The organism is Rhizobium sp. NXC24, from assembly GCF_002944315.1.
Taxonomy (GTDB): Bacteria; Pseudomonadota; Alphaproteobacteria; order Rhizobiales; family Rhizobiaceae; genus Rhizobium.
The window spans coordinates 420,222-443,513 of the sequence record NZ_CP024313.1; the positions used below are offsets into that span (position 1 = coordinate 420,222).

At 57.5% G+C, this 23,292-nt stretch carries 20 protein-coding genes and 1 pseudogene; 15 read left to right on the forward strand and 6 right to left on the reverse strand.

The annotated features are described in order from the left end of the window. Positions 1 to 17 precede the first annotated feature (17 nt). The 3 genes and pseudogenes from NXC24_RS23740 (at position 18) to NXC24_RS23745 (ending at position 1,798) form a co-directional block, all read left to right on the forward strand. The gene (locus NXC24_RS23740; protein WP_104825869.1) at positions 18 to 764 is read left to right on the forward strand and encodes a transporter substrate-binding domain-containing protein; all 747 of its coding nucleotides are present in this window, start codon (positions 18 to 20) and stop codon (positions 762 to 764) included. 89 nt (positions 765 to 853) lie between these two features. Next, positions 854 to 1,048 (forward strand): annotated as a pseudogene (locus NXC24_RS35895) (winged helix-turn-helix domain-containing protein); the annotation flags it as partial. 21 nt (positions 1,049 to 1,069) lie between these two features. Further along, positions 1,070 to 1,798 carry a GntR family transcriptional regulator gene (locus NXC24_RS23745; RefSeq protein ID WP_245464068.1) on the forward strand — a complete coding sequence of 243 codons (729 nt, stop codon included), beginning with the start codon at positions 1,070 to 1,072 and terminating at the stop codon, positions 1,796 to 1,798. Positions 1,799 to 1,927: 129 nt separating this feature from the next. On the opposite strand, the gene NXC24_RS23750 is transcribed toward NXC24_RS23745, so the two are convergent. Then, positions 1,928 to 3,754 (reverse strand): HAMP domain-containing methyl-accepting chemotaxis protein, encoded by a 1,827-nt coding sequence (locus tag NXC24_RS23750; protein ID WP_158704545.1) that lies wholly within the window; start codon positions 3,752 to 3,754, stop codon positions 1,928 to 1,930. A gap of 299 nt (positions 3,755 to 4,053) precedes the next feature. Here NXC24_RS23750 and NXC24_RS23755 point away from each other — a divergent pair, with 299 nt between their 5' ends. From NXC24_RS23755 to NXC24_RS35235, 12 genes are all read left to right on the forward strand, one after another. Next, positions 4,054 to 5,148: an isocitrate/isopropylmalate dehydrogenase family protein gene (locus tag NXC24_RS23755; protein WP_104825872.1), complete on the forward strand. Its 1,095-nt coding sequence runs from the start codon at positions 4,054 to 4,056 to the stop codon at positions 5,146 to 5,148. A gap of 119 nt (positions 5,149 to 5,267) precedes the next feature. Beyond that, positions 5,268 to 6,365 carry an ABC transporter substrate-binding protein gene (locus tag NXC24_RS23760; protein WP_104825873.1) on the forward strand — a complete coding sequence of 366 codons (1,098 nt, stop codon included), beginning with the start codon at positions 5,268 to 5,270 and terminating at the stop codon, positions 6,363 to 6,365. Positions 6,366 to 6,423: 58 nt separating this feature from the next. Next, positions 6,424 to 8,190 (forward strand): iron ABC transporter permease, encoded by a 1,767-nt coding sequence (locus NXC24_RS23765; protein WP_104825874.1) that lies wholly within the window; start codon positions 6,424 to 6,426, stop codon positions 8,188 to 8,190. Then, the gene (locus tag NXC24_RS23770) at positions 8,183 to 9,259 is read left to right on the forward strand and encodes an ABC transporter ATP-binding protein (protein WP_104825875.1); all 1,077 of its coding nucleotides are present in this window, start codon (positions 8,183 to 8,185) and stop codon (positions 9,257 to 9,259) included. Before NXC24_RS23765 ends, NXC24_RS23770 begins: the two co-directional genes overlap by 8 nt. Positions 9,260 to 9,371: 112 nt before the next feature. Beyond that, the gene (locus NXC24_RS23775; RefSeq protein ID WP_245464039.1) at positions 9,372 to 9,983 is read left to right on the forward strand and encodes an aspartate/glutamate racemase family protein; all 612 of its coding nucleotides are present in this window, start codon (positions 9,372 to 9,374) and stop codon (positions 9,981 to 9,983) included. A 36-nt stretch (positions 9,984 to 10,019) separates the two neighbouring features. After that, positions 10,020 to 10,952, forward strand: a complete 933-nt coding sequence (locus NXC24_RS23780; RefSeq protein WP_104825877.1) for an amidohydrolase family protein — start codon at positions 10,020 to 10,022, stop codon at positions 10,950 to 10,952. Positions 10,953 to 10,975: 23 nt separating this feature from the next. After that, entirely contained in the window at positions 10,976 to 12,244 is a 1,269-nt protein-coding gene (otnK, locus tag NXC24_RS23785; RefSeq protein ID WP_104825878.1) for a 3-oxo-tetronate kinase, read from the forward strand. Continuing rightward, entirely contained in the window at positions 12,234 to 12,872 is a 639-nt protein-coding gene (gene otnC, locus NXC24_RS23790; protein ID WP_104825879.1) for a 3-oxo-tetronate 4-phosphate decarboxylase, read from the forward strand. Before otnK ends, otnC begins: the two co-directional genes overlap by 11 nt. A gap of 33 nt (positions 12,873 to 12,905) precedes the next feature. Then, the gene (tpiA, locus tag NXC24_RS23795) at positions 12,906 to 13,673 is read left to right on the forward strand and encodes a triose-phosphate isomerase (RefSeq protein ID WP_104825880.1); all 768 of its coding nucleotides are present in this window, start codon (positions 12,906 to 12,908) and stop codon (positions 13,671 to 13,673) included. Positions 13,674 to 13,732: 59 nt separating this feature from the next. After that, complete coding sequence (locus NXC24_RS23800; protein ID WP_104825881.1) at positions 13,733 to 15,106, forward strand: NAD-dependent succinate-semialdehyde dehydrogenase; 1,374 nt, start codon at positions 13,733 to 13,735, stop codon at positions 15,104 to 15,106. 15 nt (positions 15,107 to 15,121) lie between these two features. Further along, positions 15,122 to 15,538 carry a cupin domain-containing protein gene (locus NXC24_RS23805; RefSeq protein ID WP_104825882.1) on the forward strand — a complete coding sequence of 139 codons (417 nt, stop codon included), beginning with the start codon at positions 15,122 to 15,124 and terminating at the stop codon, positions 15,536 to 15,538. Further along, a complete protein-coding gene (locus NXC24_RS35235) occupies positions 15,538 to 15,729 on the forward strand; it encodes a hypothetical protein (protein WP_158704546.1) in 192 nt (63 codons plus the stop codon). Before NXC24_RS23805 ends, NXC24_RS35235 begins: the two co-directional genes overlap by 1 nt. 215 nt (positions 15,730 to 15,944) lie before the next feature. Here NXC24_RS35235 and NXC24_RS23810 read toward each other — a convergent pair whose 3' ends face one another. The 5 genes from NXC24_RS23810 to msuE all read right to left on the reverse strand — a co-directional run bounded on the left by NXC24_RS23810 (position 15,945) and on the right by msuE (position 23,236). Beyond that, positions 15,945 to 16,484 (reverse strand): DUF1269 domain-containing protein, encoded by a 540-nt coding sequence (locus tag NXC24_RS23810; RefSeq protein WP_104825883.1) that lies wholly within the window; start codon positions 16,482 to 16,484, stop codon positions 15,945 to 15,947. A gap of 395 nt (positions 16,485 to 16,879) precedes the next feature. Continuing rightward, positions 16,880 to 17,851: a 3'-5' exonuclease gene (locus NXC24_RS23815; protein WP_104825884.1), complete on the reverse strand. Its 972-nt coding sequence runs from the start codon at positions 17,849 to 17,851 to the stop codon at positions 16,880 to 16,882. A gap of 264 nt (positions 17,852 to 18,115) precedes the next feature. After that, positions 18,116 to 21,262: an efflux RND transporter permease subunit gene (locus tag NXC24_RS23820; RefSeq protein ID WP_245464040.1), complete on the reverse strand. Its 3,147-nt coding sequence runs from the start codon at positions 21,260 to 21,262 to the stop codon at positions 18,116 to 18,118. After that, positions 21,262 to 22,335 (reverse strand): efflux RND transporter periplasmic adaptor subunit, encoded by a 1,074-nt coding sequence (locus tag NXC24_RS23825; protein ID WP_104825885.1) that lies wholly within the window; start codon positions 22,333 to 22,335, stop codon positions 21,262 to 21,264. The genes NXC24_RS23820 and NXC24_RS23825 overlap by 1 nt, the downstream gene beginning before the upstream one ends. Before the next feature lie 370 nt (positions 22,336 to 22,705). After that, positions 22,706 to 23,236, reverse strand: a complete 531-nt coding sequence (gene msuE, locus NXC24_RS23830; protein WP_104825886.1) for an FMN reductase — start codon at positions 23,234 to 23,236, stop codon at positions 22,706 to 22,708. Between the last annotated feature and the right edge of the window lie 56 nt (positions 23,237 to 23,292).

Genomic DNA, 23,292 nt, shown 5'->3' on the forward strand with positions numbered 1-23,292 from the left:
CGCAACGGAACGAGTCTATGTCTGTTAATGCATTTGAACTCTCGGGGAATGAAAAAGCTGAACTCGCCCCGACTGGCGTGCTGAAGGTTGCCGTAGCGGTTGGACCCGCCGCCTCGGCGGTCTGGTGTGTTCGCGACGAGATATCGGGGCAAGCAAGAGGGGTCACGATAACCCTTGCAAGGCAAATCGCACAACGCACCGGCCTTCCGCTCGAACTCGTCGAATTCTCCAGCTCGGGCGACATCGTGTCCAATGCCGAAAGCGGATCTTGGACCCTGTCGTTCGTCCCCGTTGATGATCAACGCCGAAAAGTGCTTGGTGTTGGCCCCAGCTATTACCTTGGCGTGAGCACCTATCTTGCTCGAAAGGACGCCTTCAAAACAGTGCAGGACGTTGACCAGGAAGGTGTCCGGGTTGCTGGTGTCGCGGGGACGGCGACGCTGCGAAGCGCCGAGAGGACGTTGAGAAATACCGACATCGTGGGATACGGCTCGCTCGATGAAGCAATGGCTAAATTCAAAGGCGGCGAACTAGACGCGATTGCTCTGGGCAAAGAGTCCATTATCAGCATGCTTTCCGGTTTAGACGGCTGTCACGCCGTTCAAGGCCATTTCCATGAGGCCGGTACGGCCATTGTGGTGCCTCCGGCAAATGTCCATGCGCTGGATGCAGCCGTTCGAATGATGGATGAAATGAAGGCCGACGGCACCATTCGCGCCGCATACGACCAAAACCAAATGAGCCATGCGGATGTTGCACCCTGATTGGCACAGGGATGGGGTCTTACCTTTGCGTTCCGCTCAATGAGACCTTAACTTAGGCGAAGACGATTCAGACCCATGAGTGCGCCAGGATGCGAAACAGTAGCCAGTTGACTGCAAATATTGCGAAAGAGATCAGCCAACTGATCCGGTCCGGTGATTTGAAGCCAGACGATCACCTGAGCACTCAGGGCTTGGCTGACAAATTCGGAGTTTCGCGTTCCCCCGTCCGTGAGGCCATGCAGCTGCTCTTCGAACAGGGCTTCCTTGAGCAAAAGCCCAATCGCGGCTTTTTCGTATCGACGAAGGTGATCGATGAGGCCGTTGAGGCTCCGGGCGACCAATTGCAAGAGACGATGAGCGATTACCACCGCCTGGCGGAAGATTGGCTGACGGACCGCATTCCTGCCGATATCACCGAACAAATGCTTCGAGACCGATATGGCTTCACGAAGGCGCAGGTCAGCGACATTCTGATGCGTGCTGCCAGAGAAGGATGGGCGGAACGAAAGCAGGGTTACGGCTGGCGGTTTCTGCCGGTCGCGAAAACGGCTGAAGCCTTCGAGCAGATTTACCGCTTCCGAATGCTTATCGAACCTGCCGCGATGCTCGAACCAACATTCGCCTTGGACCGGAAGATCATCGATGAGCAACGTCGCATACAGTCCCGGATGCTCGAAACCGATATCCGTACGTTACCGGCCGAGAGGTTGCTCTATAACGGGTCACTGTTTCATGAAGAGCTGATCAAGATGAGCGGCAATCCGTTCTTCCACCTGTCCTTGGTTCGAGTGAACCGGATGCGGCGCCTCCTGGAATATCGCTCAAACGTCGACCGCGAACGATTGCACGTTCAGTGCGAGGATCATCTCGCAATCCTGTCCCTCCTCGAACGCGGTGAAATCGTCGAGGCCTCTTACGCCATGCGCAGGCATCTTGGCGGAGCACTGACTCGAAAGTCGCCCTTGCTCTGGTCTCAAGAGGTTGCAGGAGTGAGGCAGGCTGAATATCTCAGTCCCGCCGCGGTCGAGAATTGATGTCGATTAGCCATATGTTCAAGATTAAGCGGCCTTGATTTTTGAGTTAAATGCAATTCCATGATCAGCAATTCGATTTCATCATCTAATAAACTTGAGGAAACGATAGCCACTCTCCCAATAGCAGCATTACGCTGCTCGCGAGTAGGAAGCCGAGGTATGATTATCAGAAGAGATGATGAATTGCCGCAGGAGCTGATTTAGCGCGGCGATATCGCTGGCAAGGCCGTGGCTGGCGGCGGTCGATTCCTCGACCATCGCAGCGTTTCGTTGCGTCGCCTGATCGATTATTATGATCGCGCGATTGATCTCGTGCAAGCCGACGACTTGTTCTCGGGCGGCTGTGTTGATGGATTGTACCCGGTTGTTGATCTCTTCGACGTGGCTGACAATTTCCTGTAGGGCTTTGCCCGTCCGTCCGACCAGATCGACACCGGATTTGACCTGCTCCCCAGAGGTCGTGATAAGCGATTTTATTTCCCTCGCCGCGTGTGCGGACCGCTGCGCCAATTCGCGGACCTCCTGTGCGACAACGGCGAACCCCTTGCCAGCTTCCCCGGCTCTCGCCGCTTCCACCCCTGCGTTCAGCGCAAGTAGGTTGGTCTGGAACGCGATATCGTCGATCACACCGATGATGTTGTTGATCTCGCCCGATGAGGTGGCAATGGCCTGCATCGCGCTGACAGCCTCGCCAACGACTGCACCCGATGTTTGAGCTGCCTGGTGCGCCTTTCGAACGAGGTCCTCTGCCTCTTGTGCTCGCAGCGTCGCATCGCGTGTCGTGGTCGTGATCTGCTCAAGAGCGGCTGCCGTCTCTTCGACAGAAGCGGCCTGCTGTTCCGTGCGCTGGGCAAGGTCATCGGCAGCAGAGCGGATCTCAGCTGCGCTTGCCGAGATGGAACGAGCATTAAGCGTGACGGCGCTCAGCGTGTTCTCCAGCTTTTCGACGCTTGCGTTGAAATCCTGCCGGATTCTGTCGAAGTTACCAGCAAAGGGCGTTGAGATTCGGTAGGTGACGTCGCCGGTCGCGAGCGCGTTGAGTGCAGTTGCCAGGGTATTTACGGCGAAGTCGGTCTCCGCATCGTGTCTAGCCTTGTCGGCAGCACGGCTACGCTGGGCCTCTTCGTTTGCGCAATCCGTCGCCTGTGCCTCTTTCTCCAGTCTCAAGCGATGCATTGCATTCTCCTTAAAGCTGATGACACTCTTTGCCATCTCGCCCACTTCGTCGCCGCGAGCCGCTTCTTCCACGTCAATGCTAAGGTCTCCTTCAGCAAGCCGCATCATCTGCTGCCGCAGCCGCGCGATAGGCCTCAAGATTCCGAAAGACGCCAGTGCCGTTGACGCAGCGATTGCCAAAGCGATGGCGAGTGCTAGCAGAGTAGCGCTCTGGCGAATGGTAGAATGGTTCGCTTCCGAGAGGTCGCGAATGCCGTCCGCAACCTGCTTTTCCATTTTTTCATTCCACTCTCGAAGGCTCGTAGCCAGTTCGTCAATCTTCGGGTCAACAGCCCCGAGAACCGCCAAGGCGTTCATGTCGCGGTTGCCTTTGGCAGCAACAATGGCCTTATCGAGACCAACCTTTATCGCGGTGGCTTTTGCCAGAAACGCTTCCAGTTCCGGTTTTGCGTCCGGGTAAGCAGTAATTGCAGCATTGAGGCGGTCAAACATCCTCTGTGCGTTTTTGTCATAGCTGCTCGCCACATCGTCGAAATCTTTGGCGTCTGGCGAATAAGCGGTGAGCTGATAGGCACGATAAGCCACCGATTGCATATGGCGCGCGGCTGCCACCACATCAGTGTTTGCCATTCCCTCAGAGTTGACAAACCGAGTGTAGCGATCGTCTGCCTGCCGAAAGCGTAGCGACGTGTAAGCGAGGCTGCCGGCCGCGAGCACGCTGATACCGGCCGTGATTGCCAGAATTTTCAGCCCGATGCTGCTGTTCTTCAAGAATGACATCAAAACTCCTCCGCTGGGGCAAATATCTAGCAAATCTTGCATTTAGATATTTAAAAAACCAATAATGCATCTGTTTGTGTCGCCGTTCGCCAGCAGCGATTGGTTTTTCGAAGAAATCGAATCTCTTCGCAATCTCGTCCCGGGAAAAACGGTTCTCACCGCCCGCATTTGCGTCGAGGTCGTAGAAAATAATTGCTTTCTCCAAAACGTATTTGCATTTTGATGCGTAAAAAGCCAATATCAGGCCGTGGTGATGAGCGGCGGAAAAATGCTTTCGCCTTCTAGGGAGATTAGATCACATGAAAATTTCGGTCACAGAGTGCGACGGCATTGGCCCGGAAATCACTGCTGCAACGTTGGAAGTGCTGAAGGCCACCGATAAAGCCTTTGGTCTCGGGTTGGAGTATGAATTCGAAGATACTGGCTTCACGAGCTTGGAAAAATACGGCACCACCCTGCGCGATGAGGTTCTGGAGCGTGCTCGCAAGGCTGACGGTATCATCCTTGGTCCGCAGTCGCACATGGACTACCCCGCACGCGACAAGGGCGGGGTGAACGTCTCCGCCGGTTACCGCGTCAAGCTTGATCTTTATGCAAACGTCCGCCCCGCTCGTTCGCGAACGTTCCTGAACAATTCGAAAACCATGGACCTCGTCATTATGCGCGAGGCGACCGAGGGCTTCTACCCGGACCGTAACATGGTCAAGGGGACCGGCGAATTCATGCCCACCGACGATGTCGCGCTCTCTGTTCGCAAGATCACGGCGAAGGCATGTGAGCGTATTGCTCGTCAGGCTTTCGTGCTCGCAATGAAGCGCGACAAGCGCGTAACCGCAGTCCATAAGGCAAACAACTTCATCCTGACCGACGGTCTGTTCCTGGAGCAGGTCCGAAAGGTTGCTCAGGACTTCCCTGAAGTGAAGGTCAACGATTTCATCATCGACGCTATGGCCGCACACCTCGTTCGCGATCCTTCGCGCTTCGACGTTATCGTGACCACGAACTTCTACGCTGACATCCTGTCGGATCTCGCCAGCGAACTTTCGGGCAGTCTTGGCCTTGCCGGCTCCATCAATGCCAATGCTGAACTTGGCCTTGTATGCGCCCAGGCGCAGCATGGTTCCGCCCCGGACATCCAGGGTCAGAATATTGCCAACCCGACGTCGCTCATTCTTTCCACAGCAATGATGCTCAGCTGGCTCGGCGAACAGCGGAAGCTTCCGCATTTCGAAGCTGCAGGCGCGGAGATCGAGCGTGCCGTGGATGAAGTTCTCGCTGATCCGGCCAAGCGCACCCGCGATCTCGGCGGCAACACGAACACCGACACGTTCGGCAGGTTCGTCGCGCAGGCGGTGAACAACGGAGGTTCCGCCAAGAAGGTCGCCAACGCTTAGCAGCAATTGGCTTTCTGGCCTCTGGCTGGCCAGTTTGGATTTCCCGGGGACGCACGGTGCGCCCTCGGGTTCGCCCGCCCGGAGGAGATTGCTCGGGCGCATCTTTGGGAGAAGAACAAATGAACTCTTTTATCGGCCCGAAAGGGCTCGCGACGGCTGCCGTGCTGTCCCTCCTCACTTCCGCAGCTTTCGCCCAGGAGGTCCCCGCCGGGTACCCGGCCGATTACAGCGCCATCATCGAAGCTGCCAAGAAGGAAGGCACCGTTTCAGTCTACACCTCGACCGACTCTGAACAGTCGCAGAAGCTTCAGGACGCATTTACGAAAAAGTATGGCATCAAGATCGCTTACAACGACCTTGGTACCAACGGTGCATATAACCAGGTCATTTCAGAAGCTGCAGCAGGTCAAACCACGGCAGACGTGGTGTGGAGTTCCGCAATGGACCTGCAGATGACGCTCGTACAGGACGGCTACGCCGACGAGTACGCTTCCCCTGAAGCTGGCAAGCTCCCGAGCTGGGCAAACTACAAGAACGTGCTTTACGCAACGACGGTCGAGCCAATCGGCGTGATCTTCAACACCAAGGCACTGACGGAAGACAAGCTTCCGAAGACCTACGCCGATATGATCACCTTCCTGAAGGACAACAAGTCCACACTTCAGGGCAAAGTTGCCACCTTCGATCCGGAAAAGAGCGGCTCGGGCTTCCTGCATCATTCTAACGATGCGCGCAACCGCAAGGACTTTTGGGACCTCGCCAAGGCAATGGGCGATGATGGTGCCAAGATCTACTCCAGCTCGGGCGGCATGAAGGAAACCGTGGTTTCCGGCGAGAACGTCATCGCGATCAACATCATCGGTTCCTATGCCCTTAAGTGGGCCAAGGAAAGCCCGAACCTCGGTGTTCACTTCGCCACCGATTACACGCCAGCCTTCTCCCGCCTTATCATGAAGACGAAGGAAGCTCCGCATCCGAATGCCGCGAAGCTCTTCATTGACTTCATGCTGTCCGCCGAAGGCCAGGCTCTCCTTTCTGAAAGCGGCCTGCCGTCGGTCCGCGAGGATGTCACTGCCGGTCTGAACATCAAGACCCTGAACGAGCGTGTCGGCGGTGGTTTGAAGCCAATCGCTGTGGACGAAGGCGTTCTTGAATACATGGATCAAATGAAGCGCGTCCAGTTTCTTAACGACTGGAAGGCCGCGCTCGGTCGCTAATGCCCATCGGCTGCGGCGCGCTCGCGCCGCAGCCTCTCAGACCAGTTGAGAGGCAACAATGTCTACACACGCACAGGCTCCGAGCGCACTTGCGGCCACCACAAAGTCAGCGCCAGCCGAGAAGAAATATCCGCCGAAAATGCCACGGGTGGGGAATGCTAACGCTTACCGCGTTGTCGTAATCACTCTCCTTGCCGTTGCCGTTCTCGCCCCTGTCGGCCTGATCGTGTATCAGAGCTTCCTCAGTGCACCGTTCTTCAGCGCTCGCGCCCGCTTTGGCTTCGATGCCTATCGCTATGTTTTCACGGACAAAGCCTTTTACCGGGCTCTGGGCACTACCGCCGTATTTTCGTTCGGCCTGGTCGCCATCGCCGTTCCTCTCGGCGGGGTGCTGGCTTTCCTGATCACTCGAACGGACATTCGTTTCAAGCGCATACTTGAGATTCTGGTGCTCGTGCCAATGTTCATTTCGTCTATCGTTCTGGCGTTCGGCTACACCGTTTCGGTCGGTCCCGCAGGCTTTGTCTCGATCTTCATTCGTGATCTGATCGGCTTCGTCCCGTGGAATATCTACAGCCTCTCGGGGATGATCCTAATCGCGGGGCTCAGCCACGTTCCGAACGTCTATCTTTACGTATCGGCCGCAATGCGCAATTTGCCGTCGGACCTCGAAGAAGCCGCTCGCACGACTGGTGCATCGGTATGGCGCGTGTCCCGGGACGTAACTCTGCCAATGGTACTTCCGTCGCTGATCTTCGCGGTTGCCCTGAATATCCTGCTCGGCTTTGAGACCTTTGGCATTCCGCTCGTCCTGGGTGATCCGAACGGCATCATGGTCCTGACGACCTACATATACAAGCTCACCACCTTGTTCGGCACTCCGACCTACCAGCTGATGGCGGTTGTCGCCGTCGTCCTGGTGCTCATCACGCTGCCGCTCGTTGCGATCCAGCGCCGACTGCTGCGCAACGCCCGGCGTTATGCCGCTCTTGGTGGTAAGGGTGCCCGCGTTGCCACCCTTAAGCTCGGCACCAGTGGACAGGCCATCGCACTTGCCATCATCGGGCTGTGGCTGTTCATTTCGGTCGTCCTGCCTATCGGTGGGATCGTCGTCCGTGCGTTCGTCGATGCATGGGGCGAGGGCGTTAACCTTTTTGACCAGTTCACGCTGGCAAACTTCGCCCACTTGATGGACGTTCCGGCGCTTAAGAACGGCATCGTTAACACGATCCTTCTTTCGGTCGTCGGCGGCGCTCTTGCGGTGTTCATCTACCTGCTCGTTGGACTGGCTGGTCACCGCAACTGGGGCATGTCGAACACGGTTCTGGATTACATCGTCCTCCTGCCGCGAGCACTTCCAGGTCTCGTCGTCGGCCTGGCATTCTTCTGGGTCTTTCTGTTCGTGCCATTCCTGACGCCGCTGCGTCCGACCCTCGTCAGCTTGTTCGTCGCCTACGTTGTCGTTGGCTTGTCCTATGGACTGCGTCTCCTTCAAGGCACGCTGCTGCAGGTCGCTCCTGAACTCGAAGAATCCGCTCGCACGACGGGTGCGACGATTGGCCGGACGTGGAAAGACGTCGTAATCCCCATCGTTCGTCCCGGCCTTGCAGGCGCGTGGGCTCTCATCATGATCATCTTCCTGCGTGAGTACGCGACAGGTGTTTATCTCATGGGCGCTGGCACCGAAGTCATCGGTTCGCTCATGGTTTCGCTGCTGCAGACCGGCGCGATGAATACCATTGCCGCACTTTCTCTCATCAGCATCGTCCTGACAGGTGCGGGCCTTGCCCTTGCCCTGCGACTTGGAGCAAAAATCCATGACTGAACTCGTTGTAAACAATGTCCAGAAATGGCTGGGCGGCCTGCAAATCCTCAAGGGTGCATCCTTTACCGCGGAGCGTGGAAGCATCGTTGCGCTCCTTGGAGCCTCTGGCAGTGGGAAAACCACCCTGCTTCGCTGCATCGCTGGTCTCGAACAGCCCGAGATCGGGACAATCGTAATTGGCGGGAAGACTGTACTCGATGGCGAAAAGAAGCTAATTTTGCCGCCTGAACAGCGCAACATCGGCCTTGTGTTCCAGTCTTACGCGCTCTGGCCACACCGCACCGTCAAGGAAAACGTCGGTTATGGTCTGAAACTGCGCGGCATCAATCCGACCGAGATCGGCATCAGAGTTCAAGCGATCCTTGAGCGCCTCGGTCTCGGCCATCTCGCGGACCGGTATCCGTCGCAGTTGTCCGGCGGTCAGCAGCAGCGCGTCGCGATCTGCCGCGCCCTGGTCTACGAACCGCGCGTTCTTTTGCTTGACGAACCGCTGTCCAATCTGGACGCCAAGCTGCGCGAAGAGGCTCGCTACTGGATTCGTAAGCTGATCCTCGATCTGGAAATCTGTGCAATCCTGGTTACGCATGACCAAAGCGAAGCCTTGGCTGCGGCCGACAACATTCTCCTGCTGCAGGACGGCCGTATCGTTCAGCAAGGCGGTCCGCAGGAGATTTACTCCAACCCGAACAGCTTCTATTCGGCGGACTTCCTGGGCGCTAACAACATCGTCAAAGGCAAGGTTCATACCGTCGATGGCAAGGCTGCCGTGATCGGCGGTGACGGCTGGACGCTCAATGGAACGGTTCGCGAAATGTCAGGCCTTGGAGCGGCGCAGGATGCGCGAGCTGTCATTCGTGTCGAACAGATCAAGGTTGCCGATGCTCCTTTAAACGATGGTATCGAGATGGACCTTGATGACAGCATCTACCTTGGTGATCGTTGGGAATACCGGCTGCGGCGCGGTGATTTCGTGGCGAAGGCGCATGGAACGAAACGGATGCCAACTGGAAAGGTGTGGGCCCAAATCCCGCCTGAAAGTGTCTGGCTGTTCTCCGGCGCGCAAAAGTAGGCCACCTCGGGCGGCCGCCCTCCTCCCGGGCGGCCGCTGACTTCATAGTTCAGATCAGAGGTCAAAAATGTCCGCCCCCCGTATTGCCCTGATCCACGCGACGCCCGTCGCGATGGAGCCGATCAAGGCCTCCTTTGCCTCCGCCTGGCCGGAAGCGGAAACTGTCAATCTTCTTGAAGATAGCCTTTCACCGGATCGAGCCAAGACTGATGAAATCACGCCGGAGTTGGCGGAACGGATATTCAGTCTCGCAGAATATGCCTTGAAAGCGAAATGCGATGCTGTCCTCTTTACCTGTTCAGCTTTCGGTACCGCAGTTGAGGCGGCCGCCGCCAAGCTTCCCATTCCGGTTCTGAAGCCCAACCAAGCAATGTTTGAAGCAGCTATCAACCAAGGCGGTCGAACGGCGATGCTCTACACGTTTCCTCCAGCTCGCGAGGGCATGGAGGAGGAATTTCACGAAGAGGCAAAGCGGCTGAACCCTGAGGCAAGTATTCAAAGTTTTCTTGTCGAGGGGGCAATCGAGGCTGTGAGAAGCGGCGATGCCGAGACCCACAACCGTCTTGTGAAGGAAGCAGCCGCGTCTCTCCGTGACTTCGACGCAATCATGCTTGCGCACTTTTCAACCGCTCGCGCTCTTTCGCCAGTCCGCGAAGTCACCTCTATCCCAGTTTTCAGCAGCCCAGACGCTGCGGTCGTGAAGTTGAAGAAGTTGCTCCGGTAGGGCAACGCGAGCGGAAAAATAGGAGGAGTAACGCATATGCAATTGACGAGACGGGATTTCATGGTGGGCGCCCTTGGAGCTGCTGCCGTTGCTTGTTCAACGGCTGCAAATAGCGCCGACACGATTCCTTATTCATCCGGGGACAACAATCCGAAGTTCAAAGCGCCTGCTCATACATGCGACGCCCATTTCCATATCTATGACAATCGTTTTCCGGCTGCGCCAAACGCAAGCCTGATACCGCCGAATGCCCTTATTGCAGATTATGAAAAGCTCCGCTCTCGATTGGGATTCGAGCGCAGCGTGATTGTGCAGCCGTCGACATACGGGACCGACAACTCCTGCCTGCTGGAATCCCTTAAAATTCTGGGATCGCGTGGCCGAGGGATTGCCGTCGTCGATACATCGGTAACCGATGAGCAGCTCAAGGAATTGAACGCCGCTGGGATACGGGGCATCCGTTTCAATCTAGGAAGGGCTGGTGCAACGACGGTCGAGATGATCGAGCCGCTGTCCAAGCGGGTTGCCGACCTCGGCTGGCATATCCAGGTTCACATGTCCGGCAACGACATAGCCAAGAATGCCGATCTGTTCGCACGTCTTCCCTTGACCGTCGTCTTTGATCACCTTGGGCGAATTCCCCAGCCCGATGGCATCAAGCACCCGGCATTTGCCGTGATCAGCGCTCTGCTCGAACAGGGAAAGGCCTACACGAAGCTATCAAGCATCTACCAAGACACGGTTGTCGGGCCACCGACATACGAAGACATGGGAGCGGTCGCACGGGCTTACCTTAAGATTGCGCCCGAGCGGGTGCTGTGGGGGTCCGATTGGCCCCATCCTTCTCCTGGAAAATTCGGCAAGCCCAACGATGCGACGCTGATGGATCTTTGCGCGGAGTGGGCGGGCGATGACGGGACCCGCCAGAAGATTTTTGCTGATAATGCGGCCACGCTTTACGGCTTTTGAAGATCGCGGGAAGGAAGTGCACAATGTTACTCGGGGTAATCGCAGACGACTTCACGGGCGCAAGCGACATAGCAAATACTATCGCCAAAGGCTTGCCTTCCCACGGAGGTCTAAGAACGGCGCAATTCCTGGGGGTACCTTCAGCAGCTGCTCCGCAAGAGGTCGAAGCTGGCGTTGTAGCCTTGAAGAGCAGGTCCATTCCGGTAGCTAACGCCGTCCAACAATCGCTTGCCGCCTTAAACTGGCTGCTTGCACAGGGATGTCAGCAGATCGTGTTCAAATACTGCTCGACATTCGATTCAACGAAAGAGGGCAACATTGGTCCGGTTGGTGAAGCACTCGCGGAGGCGCTAGGCGCTAGAGGTGTCGTCGTTTGCCCTGCATTCCCCGGAGCGGGTCGTACCGTCTACATGGGACATCTGTTTGTCAATGACCGTCCGCTCAATGAGTCTGGCATGCAAAACCACCCGCTGACTCCAATGACGGATTCCGACATTCGGCGTTGGCTCGGCTATCAGACGAAGACCCCGGTTGGTCTGGTGCCTACCCCAGTGGTCAGGCAAGGCGAAGCTGCGATAAAAGAAGCGCTCGCTAACGCTGAAGGCACCATGGTCATCGTCGACGCCACATCGGACGACGAGTTGGCGATCATCGGCGCCGCAATTGCCGACCATAAGTTGGTGACCGGAGGCTCCGGCATCGCAATCGGCCTGCCCGCCAACTTCATTCGACGCGGATTGGCGAAAGGATCCCACGGCAACTCCATCGGTACGACGGGGCCGGAAGCCATTCTTGCCGGAAGCTGCTCTGGCGCGACCCGGGGCCAGATTGACCTTCATAAGGCGAGCCATCCGACGCTGCCTATTGATGTAGACAAGGTCATGAGCGGTGAGACGACTGCCGACGATATCGTCAAGTTCATCCAGGCAAATCACGGAAAAGCACCACTTGCCTACTCTTCCGGAACTCCTGAAGACGTTCGCCGGATGCAGGATAAGTACGGCCGCGATGAAGTCGCACATAAGCTTGACGGGTTATTCGCCGAGACTGCGCAGAAACTCGTGGCTGCTGGTGTAACCAGATTGGTGGTCGCAGGCGGCGAGACCTCGGGAGCCGTAGTCTCCGCCCTTGATCTTGGTGCGCTCACCATCGGCCAGGAAATTGACCCTGGCGTACCAGTCCTCTTGTCGCTCGGTGACAAGCCGATAGCTCTCGCGCTGAAGTCTGGAAACTTCGGTGCGCAGGATTTCTTCACGAAAGCATTGAACAGGCTGACATCACATGAGCAATGAATCGACGGTTCGCGAGGAAATCGTGCGCCTGTCACGGTCGCTTTTCGAACGAGGGTACTCAGTCGGTACAGCGGGAAACATCAGTGCCGCCGTCGATGACGGCATCCTCATGACACCAACGAATTCATCATTGGGTTTTCTTGATCCCGCTCGGATCAGCAAGCTTAGCCGAGATGGTCGGCATCTTTCCGGGGATAAGCCTTCCAAGGAAATATTCCTCCATCACGCATTCTATGAGACACGACCGCAGACCGGGGCCGTTGTGCATCTGCATTCGACCTTCGCGACCGCTCTCTCATGCCTGACAGATATCGATCCGGACGACTGCATTCCTCCGGTGACCCCTTACGTGGTGATGCGGGTTGGCCAGGTGAAACTCGTTCGTTATGTGCGACCGGGGGACGAGAAGGCCGGTGATCTGATCCGTGAACTAAAAGGACGTTATGCGGCAGTCTTATTGGCAAACCATGGACCCGTGGTGACCGGCAAGGATATCGGATCAGCTGTCTATGCGGCAGAAGAACTTGAGGAGACGTCAAAGCTTCTCGTGCTCCTACGTGGCGCACCAACGCGGATGCTGACCGAAGAAAACGTGGCCGAGTTGAGAGCTGTATTCGGCGCATACTGAGAAAAGTCAGCAACTTGTACGACAGGAGAAGCGATGACCGGTCCCTATCTCATCGCAGGCAATTGGAAAATGAATGGCCTGAACAGCTCCTTGGCTGTTCTTGAAGAGACAGCCCGCTCTTGTGAGCGCATGGACGGTGACGTCGAAGTCGTCATGTTTTTGCCTGCAACGCTGCTGGCAGTCTCATCGATTGTGATCAAGGACACGAAACTGCAGTTGGGCGGCCAGGACTGTAGCTCTGAAAGATCGGGAGCGTTCACCGGCGAGATATCTGCCGAAATGTTGAAAGACGCGGGAGCAAGATTCGTCATGATTGGCCACTCGGAGCGCCGTCTGCGTCACGCTGAGGGTGACGATCTGGTTCGCCAAAAGGCGATTCAGGCGATAGAGGTCGGTCTCACGGCCCTCATCTGCATCGGCGAAAGCGGTCAGGAAAAGGCAGAAGGCAAAACCCTCGCGGTTCTGTCTAGCCAACTGACCTATTCCGTTCCGCGCGTTTCCTCTATCGACCAGATCGTTATCGCCTATGAACCGACGTGGGTTACCGGAACCTGTGTCACTCCGACCCTGGATGAAATCGCTCACGTGCACCGGCATATCCGGTCAGAGCTTCTGGCGCATTGGGGCGACAGTGGCCAGCAAATTCGTATCCTTTATGGAGGGTCAGTCCAGCCATCGAATGCAGCGGAGATTCTAGCAATCGCTGAAGTGGGCGGACTGCTGGTAGGTGGCGCAAGCCTCGATGCAAAACAGTTCTCAGCTATATGCGAGCACGGTCGGTCTGTAAGAGCCGCAGCATGACCAGGGACATCACCTCGCAGTCTCATGTCTTACAGTCAAGCAAGCCCAGGGAGGCAAACGTGCTCACCTCGATCAATCCAGCGACCGGAAAAGAGATTGCAACCTATGAGTTGCATACCGATGAATACATAGACGCCGCGCTGACTGCGGCCGATAATGCTCAGCGAAAATGGCGTGAGGTTCCGATCAGCGAACGTGTAGGCCTCCTGACGCGAATGGCGGCTGTCCTTCGCCAAGGCAAGTCGACATATGCCAAGATGATCACCCGCGAAATGGGCAAGCCTATCGCGGAGGCAGAGGCTGAAATCGAAAAATGTGCGTACAATTGCGAATTCTATGCTGAGCACGCCGTGCAGTATCTTGCCGACGAGCCTGTCGCCTCCAATGCCACCGAGAGCGTAGTGGCGTTTGCTCCGTTGGGTGTGGTCCTTGCGATTATGCCCTGGAACTATCCGTTTTGGCAGTTCTTCCGCTTCGCGGCACCGGCGCTAGCTGCGGGCAATGGCGCGATCCTCAAACACGCCAACAACGTTCCGGAGTGCGCACTCGCCGTTGAGGACATCATGCGGAAGGCAGGTTGCCTGGACGGCCTATTCGGGACCCTCCTCATCGATGCGTCAAAGGTCGCCGGATTGATAGCCGATGACCGGATTGCCGCCGTCACGCTCACGGGATCCACCGAGGTTGGTGCCATCGTTGCCGGGCAAGCGGGCAAGGCCCTGAAGAAACAGGTTCTGGAGCTTGGCGGTTCGGATCCTTTTATTGTGCTTGCCGACGCAGATCTGGAGCAAGCTGCCGCCGTGGCCGTCAAGGCCCGCTATATCAACGTTGGTCAGTCGTGTGTGAATGCAAAGCGCTTCATCGTCGAGGAGCCGGTGGCAGAGCGCTTCGTTGAGCTGTTCTGCGAAGGCGTCGCCAAGCTCAAGATCGGCGATCCCACCGAGCGCGACACGAACATCGGTCCAATGGCGCGAGCAAACCTGCTTGCGGCTCTTCATGCGCAAGTCGAGAAGACCGTTGCTGCCGGGGCTACCGTCCGTGCAGGGGGTAAACCCATTGAAGGCGATGGCTTCTACTATCCTCCGACCGTTCTCGACAATGTCTCGCCAGATATGGTGGCGTTCTGCGAGGAAACCTTCGGCCCTGTCGCCGCTATTATCCGAGCCAAGGACGCCGACGAAGCCATTCGGCTGGCCAATCAGACGGAGTTTGGTCTCGGTTCTGCCCTTTGGTCACGCGACACCGAAAGGGCAAAGCAGCTTGCTCGCAAAATCGAGGCCGGAGCAGTTTTCATCAATGGAATGGTGGCATCGGACCCCCGTTACCCCTTTGGGGGCATCAAGCGGTCGGGATACGGCCGTGAGCTTGGTCTCTACGGCATCCGGGAATTCGTGAACATCAAAACGGTCTGGGTCGGCCCGACTAAAGCCTAAGCAGGAGGAAACGAGATGGCTGAGGCGGCGATACTTCGTCCAAAAGAACTGAAGACAAATGACCGTGGCGGCGGAGCGAAGACTACGCCGTTGGTCACCCGCAAGTGCGGCTCGACGAGCATGATCAATGGCATCACGGCTTTCGATCCAGGCGCTTCGATTGGGCTCCACAAGCATAATTGTGAGGAAAGCGTGATGATCCTCGATGGTGAAGCCATAGCAGAAATCAACGGCGTCCAGCACCGGCTTGCAGCGAACGACACCACATGGATTCCCGCCAACGTCCCACACCGCTTCATCAACGCCTCGGATAGCCAGCCGATGCGCATTTTCTGGATATACGCTTCGATTGATGCGACTCGCACGATGTTGGCCACCGGAGAGGAAAGGGCAATCGATGCCGAGCATGGTCACTCCGGTGGGGCCGCCTGATGTTTATCGAAGTTGCCGCAAATTACGGTCTGGATCGTCAAACCCGCCAGTTGAGGGCGGCGTCTCGAAAGCTGCGCCTTTATTCCTCCGCGCGTGAGGGTGTCACGGGCTCGCCTTCAGCCTCGGGATCTCGTCAGCAAATTGGCCGCCTGCGTTTCAGCCCCACCCCGGAATACGAGCTCGATGGCTAAAAATGTGTCGACTGACGGCTGGACAATCCTTGTTCATACCGTCAGGCGTGGTTCAATAACCTAGGCAATAACGAAGCGTCAGAATTGGGAACCTGTGTGGTTCAGAAGGGTCCGACTTGAGACCGCGAAGTAAGTCAGAACGTCGCGGCGCCGCCTTTGAAGACGAGGTTCGTGGCGCAAGTCGATTTGTTTTCCCACCGGCCTCTTATTCTTCGTCATGCTCCTGTCGGCGGCGCCGCGGCGGATGATTCGAACGCAAGCGCGCTGCGCAGACGCTCCTCCTGCTCGGGCGAGAGCGACGTTCTTAATATCCGCGCATGTTCACCCTGGAACTCCTGCAGCACCTTCTCGGGCTGAACCTTCCGGATCAGCAAAAAGAGCGCCGAGCTGTTTACGGGGATGGTGTCGGCAAGTCGCTTGATGAGGTCGTCGTCGATGCCGTAGTCCGTCATCGAGCCTGCCAAAGCGCCGGAACCTGCCCCGAAGGCACCGCCGATAACTATGCCCGCAAGAGGATTGAGGAACAAAAGGCCGACAAGCGATCCCCAGATGGCGCCCGACAACCCGCCACTCGCGGCGCCGGCTGCCGCCAGATTGACGCTCTGCTTGAGACGAACCTTGCCCGAAGCGTCGCGGATCGCAACCACGGAGTCTTCGAGATCGACTAGATATTCCTTTTGGAGCTGAATGAGGCGATTGAGGACAACGTCCGCCTGGTCGGAGTTGTCAAAGCCGAGCACTACGAGTTCAGACATCGTTTTTTCCTTCGGTTTGGTGTTGCTGATATTGAAACTCGGCGGAAGTTGCCCGCGAACAACTTCCGCTCCAGCCTTAATCCGAGCATTTTACCACGGCCGTGTGAGGTTGCGATGAAAGAGGCTCTCGCTTGCCGTCTGCGACCGATCAGCCATTGTCTATTAACATCCTTCGCACCGCCATTTCATGAGCCTGGATCAATGTGAATTTGTCTGTCTTATGCCGGACCATCACTGATCTCACCGGTGATGAGCGCACGTTGAAGCCGCTCAAGACCGACGTAATGTGAGCTTCGCTTGCTCACGGTCTTTCCGGCATTTGGTACTCTCGTAACGCGCCTCAGATGGGATTCGCACTTGCAGAGCCTGCAATATCAACGCCACACCAGCCGTCGTCACGCCCTGAAACGGTCAAATGAGGTGAGGCGTCTCATCGGTGGATCAGCGTCATCCCAGCGATAGATTTCCGAGCGCAGATAGCGAAGCTCGTCATCGAGACCATCTTCTGCAATCTCGGTCCACCAACATTTCGGGCGCCCATCACTACCATCCGACCAACGGTAGCCGCGCGCCTTCAGGTGATCCTTCATGTCGAACGGACTGTTTTCCGCGTAGATGCGGACACGACAGCGCTGGCTGGCTTGATATAGTTCGGCGAACGGCGTTTGCCCGTGGCCGACGCAATCTTCTGCGAGAACTTCGAGCAACGCAAAACAGTCATCCACTGCCCGATGCCCCTCATGAAAATAGCCTGCCTGTCCGATCAAATATCCAAGCTTGGTTCCTTCGAAGCCACGTGACGCCCAATCGATTTCCGAGACCGAGCACGCCCAGGCTTTGCCGGCGAATATGGGTGAAAAGGCTTCGCAGAAGGGCCGATCGAAGCCAGCATTGTGAGCGATGATGAGGTCGGCTCCTTCGACAAGCGAGCGGAGTTGCTGAAGATTGATGGTCTGGCCGGCCACCATTTCGTCGGTGATGCCGGTCAGACGCGTGATCTCTTCTGGGATTCGTGTGCTCGGCTGCCGCAGGGCGCCATAGACGCCGATGACGTCGCCGAAATTGCCCGCTTCATCAAAGCTGAACGCAACAGTGCCGATCTCGATTATCTCATCCCTGCGATGGTTGAGGCCAGTTGTTTCTGTATCAAGAATAACGCCCTTCAACGGGAATCCCGGACGCGCCTCCGTTGCGACGGCACGCGGTTCAAGCTTTTTGAGGATGCGATATCGGCCGGTCGCCTGGAGTTGCTGCACCATATCGTCCTCACTCAAAGCAGCTGACGACCGGCGCTTTGCAGGCAATGAAGCAGTTGCCTTCGCGGAAGGTGTCTCATTTGAAACAAATAAATCGAACTGCTGCGTCACTCAATCCCCGACGTTATCTCAGAACGAACTCTCGAGACTACATTGTCTGGCAAATCGGTATAAGGCATCTCCTCCAACAAATCAGGGAGAAAACATGGAAACTGTGGAAATCAGCAGCGTAGCGACTTCGCCCCGTGGGCACTAGAGGCGCGCGCAGGAAATCGTTACAAACAAAGGAGCTGTTTTTGGAATTCGGTGATTTGATCGACAACGAAAAGCGTATGTCAAAAAGCGCCTGCAGTCCCGATTGTGGGTTCGATGACTTTATGCTGAGATGGAGTCATCGCTAGGGATTTTCCCCGTATCGCCGCCGAGCACGCGTGGCAAACCGAATTCCGTCTCTCGACCGCAGGTCGCGTGGCGTCGAAGCGCTCGGCGACTGAACGATTTGAGCAAATTTTGCAGGTCATCGACGAAGGTGAAGATGACCGGGATAATGATGAGGCTGAGCAGCGTTGATATCACCACGCCACCAATCACAACGATGGCCATCGGCTGCCGGAAGCTCGAATCTCCGCCCATCAGGCTGAGCGCAGCCGGCAGCATGCCCGAAGCCATGGCAATGGTGGTCATGACGATCGGCCGCGCCCGCTTGTGGCAGGCATCGACGAGCGCATCGAAGCGGGACATGCCTTGGTGACGCGACATGATCGCATATTCGATGAGCAGGATGGAGTTCTTCGTCACCACGCCCATGAGCATGAGAAGGCCGATGACGGCGGGCATCGAGAAACTGGTGCCCGTTACCACAAGCGGCACCAGCGCACCGCCGAGCGAGAGCGGCAGGGCCATTAGAAGTGTCAACGGCTGCAGGAAATCGTGGAACAGCAGGACGAGCACCGCATAGATGCAGAACACACCGATCGCCATTGCGAGGGCAAAGCTCTGGAACAGCTCCGAGCTGCGCTGAAGTTCGCCGTGTTCCACCAGCGTGACGCCCGGCGGCAGGTGCTGAAGCGCCGGCAGTGCCTTCGCCTCGCGGTTGACGTCGCCCAGAATGCGGCCGTTGAGTTCGACGGAAACGGTGACATTGCGCATACGGTCGATGCGGTCGATCTCCGAAGGACTGCCGCCGATGCGGATATCGGCGATCGATCCGAGATCGACATTGCCGTTGGTGCCGGCGACGCGCATGTTCTTGATGTCATCGAGATTGGTGCGCGTCTCAGGCGAGAAGCGGACGACGATCGGGATTTGCCGCTGCGGCAGGTTGAGCTTCGGCAGATCGAAAGAATATTCTCCGTTCGTCGCCACGCGCACGGCGCTGGCGATCGCATTCGACGTCACGCCAAGCGCTGCGGCGCGGGCATAATCGGGCGTGATCTGAATTTCCGGCGCCTGCCTGGCCGCTGTCGATGTCACAGCGCCGATGCCCTGCAGCGTGCGCAGTTGCTCCTCCAACGCCGTGCTTGCGCTGTCGAGCGCATTGGCGTCGTCGCTGGCGAGAGTGAACTCGAGCTTGGTGCCGTTGCCGATACCGACCGCCACACGCACGCCGGGGAGGACGGAAAGCGCCTGCCGGATATCGTTTTCGATCTCCGACTGCTTACGGTCGCGCCCATCAATGGGCGTCAGCGTGGCGACGATCGCGGCAGACCCGATACTGCTCCTGGCAACCTTCGCACCACCGCCCGAGTATGCCGAGCCGACAGCGGCAAACACATGCGTCACGTCGGGAACCTCACTGAGAATATCTGCGGCCTTCCTGGTTGCGGCATCGGTTTGCTCGACAGTGGCGCCGGGCTGCAGGGTGAGGGTGATCTGCGTCCGCGAGTCGTCAGCGGCGGGCAGATATCCCGTTCTCAAGAGGGGGATAACGGAAAGCGAAAGGGCAACGACAATGGTAGTTGCGGCCACCGTGGTCTTTCTGTGATTGAGAGCAGCCTTCGCGACCGCCATATAGGCGCGCATGATGCGGCCATCCTTCTGTTCCGACGGATGCGCCTTCATGAAATAGGCCGCCATCATGGGGGTGAGCAGACGGGCAACGACAAGCGAGGCAACGACGGCAACAGCGGCGGTGATGCCGAACTGACGGAACAGGAGACCCGGTATGCCACTCATGAATGCCGTCGGCAGGAAGACGGCGACCAGCGTGAAGGTGGTCGCGATGACGGCAAGGCCGAGTTCGTTGGTCGCCTCCATCGCAGCATCGAGCGGCCGCTTGCCCATTTGAAGGTGGCGGGCAATGTTTTCAATTTCGACGATGGCATCGTCGACCAGAATTCCGACTACCAGCGACAGTGCCAGCAAGGTGACGACGTTCAGGCTGAAGCCGGCGAGATAGATGACCAGGAAGGTCGGGATGACCGACAAGGGCAGCGCCACGGCCGAGAGGATCGTTGCGCGCCAGTCCCGAAGGAAGAGCCAGACGACCACGATCGCCAGGATCGCCCCTTCGTAGAGCATGTGCATCGAACCGTCATAATTGCCGAGAATTGACCCGATCATGCTGTAGACTGCATGGATCTGCACATTCGGATGCGCCGCTGCGAACTTTTTCATTGCCGTGTCAACGTCAGCCGAAACACTGCTGTCGGAAAACCCGTTCGAACGCTTGATTTCGACCGCGATGACCGGCTTGCCATCGAGATAGGCCATCGAGGAGCGCTCCGCGAAGCTGTCGGTGACGGATGCGACGTCGTCGAGGCGGACCTGCTGCCCGTTTTCGAGGGGTATAGTGAGCTCCCTCAGGGCCTCGACCGACTCTACGGCGCCAAGCGTGCGCAATGTTTGACGAGAGCCACCGACCTCGCCAAGGCCGCCGGACGTATCGGCCTGCACGGCCTTCAACTGCGCCGAGACGGTGGCAGCGGTGACCCCGAACGACGCCATCGTCGATGGATCGAGATCGACATGAACCTCGCGGTCGATCCCGCCGATGCGGTTGACCTGCCCGACGCCGGGCTCCGACAGCAGCGCCTTGGTCAGATCGTTGTCGACAAACCAGGATAGTTCGGTCTCGTTGAGAGCGGTTGAGCGCACGGCATAGGTGACAAGTGCGGAGCTTTGGACGGTGGCCTTCGTAACGACAGGCGTCGCCATCTGGGCCGGCAGATCAGCCTTGACGCTGTCAACGGCATTGCGGACCTCGTTGAGGGCGGCTTCGCTGTCTTTCTCCAGCTTGAAGGAAACCTTGATCGAGACGGTGCCATCGGTGATCGTCGTGAGGATATGATCGAGATGGCTCAAGGAGGTGAGACTGTCCTCGATGGTACGGGCAACCTCCGTCTCGAGCTGCGTCGGCGCAGCACCATCGAGTGTAGCGGTGACGCTGATGGTCGGAAGGTCCATGTCCGGAAAGTACTGAACCGCCAGCTGTTTGAATGCCCAAAGCCCGCCAAATCCAAACATCACAAACAGCAGTATCGCTGGTATGGGATTGCGGATCGAGAAGGCGGAGAAATTCATCAGTTCGTCTCCGCAATCTTCACGAGGTCATTGTCCGACAGAAAGGCGCCGCCCGAGGTCACGACCTTCGACGAGGCATTTACGCCGGAGACGATTTCCACCTGGCCATTGTTGCGACGGCCGGTTTCCACGCGGACCCTGCGCACCCGGCTGTCCTTGCCTGCTGTGAAGACGTAGCTGATGCCGTCCCGGAAGACGATCGCCGTTTCGGGCACGGTCAGAGCCGGCGTGGTCTGCAATTCGATGTTGCCCGTTGCGTAAAGGCCGATCCGTGGACGGACATCGGCCGGAAGCGCGACATAGACGATTGTCCGGCTCGTGTCGGTACTGACCGAAGGCCCGACGAGCCTCACCTTGCCTTCGATGGCATGCCCATCCGGCCCGTTGATCGCAACGCTCAAGCCTTCCGAGATGCGCGGCAGATAGCGCGCCGATACTTCGGCCTGCCATTCGACACGCTGCTGACGGACCATGCGGAACAGCTCGGTGCCGGTTGAGACGACGGCGCCGAGGTTGGCGGAACGCGAGGTTATGAGGCCATCATCGACGGCGGTGATGGTCGTCTGCCCGAGCTTGATCTTTTCGCTGTCGAGCGCGGCTTCCTCGGATGCCAAGCTTGCCGTCGCCGTCTGCTCGTCGGCGAAATATTCAGTGATTTTCTCGTCGGAGAGAGCCCCGGACGAACTGAGCTGCCGCGCCCGATCCGCATTCGCCTTGGCCTTCGTCAGATTTGCCTTGGCGGTCACGACAGCCGCCTCCTGCTTGCGAAGGTCTGCCAGCACGCTCTCCTGCGAAAGCCGGGCCAGCGTCTGCCCCTTCGTAACCACGGAGCCGACATCGACCAGGATGTCAGTGATGCGCAGGCCGCTCGTCTCGGAGGCGATGATCGCTTCCTGCCACGGTTTCAGCCAGCCGCTCGCGGGAACGGTTTCCGGCCAGTCCCGTTGCGACGGTGTCGTCAGAGAGACGGTGAGAGCGGGCGCGGACGCCTGTTCAGCCATGCCATTAGCGGAGGGAAACTGGAGTGCTGCACACACAAGAAAGGCGGCGAGTAGAATAAACGGCTTTCTCAAATAGCAATTCCTCGCAGTTCACGGGTGTGCGCGCTTAACTGTGGCGTCAAGAATGTCGGCTGTGGAGCAAAGTTGAAATGCCTGGCGTTCTCGAAGGTGACAAAACGCAACCATTCGAAACATCTTTGAAACACTAGTGATGTCAGGCTATTTCGCGATCCAAGGCAGCAGGTTCTTGTCGGCGACACCGTCACAGACCGCCAATCAGTTGCTGGATACAGCCGGGATTGAACACGCTCGCCAAAGCATTCGATTGGACAAGAGAAGCACAGGGTAAAAGTTGTCTGCGAGGCGTTGAATACCGCTAAATCGCCTCGTAAGGTTCGCGTGCGACAATAGAGCCTGTTGCGCCGACGTTTGCTGCGTCTGTTCATGCTATTGCGTCGGCCGCTTCCTCGACAGCCCGGCCGACACGCATGCGGATGGCCTCGGAAATCACCTCCCCGTGGGCGAAGTCCTTACGGGTGGCATAGATTGCGGTCGGCATCGCAAGAGCTTCAAAGAACCCGAACAGAGGGCGCAACTGATGTTCGACGACAAGCGAATGACGCTCGCCCCCGCCCGTCGCAGCGATGATGATAGGCTTGCCCCTCAGCGATGTTGGGTCGAGCAAATCGAAAAAGTGCTTGAATAGGCCAGTGTAACTGCCCTTGTAGGTGGGTGAGCCTACAACTAGGACGTCTGCCTCCAGCATCTGGTCTACGACGCCGCGCGCTTGAACGTTGAGGTCGTCTAGCCGTTTGGCTTTCAACAGTGAAGGTCCAAGGTCATCGACATCGAAGGACTGCGCCACCGCTCGCGTTTTGATTGCCAGTTGCCCAACGATATGGTCGACGAATGTGCGCGTCGTGGACGGTCGTGTTATGTTGCCCGAGAAGCCAATTATCTTCGTTTGCGGCATGTCGATCTCCAAATGCTCAGCAGTTATAAGTCATCTAAACTCTGTCATTCGTCCCT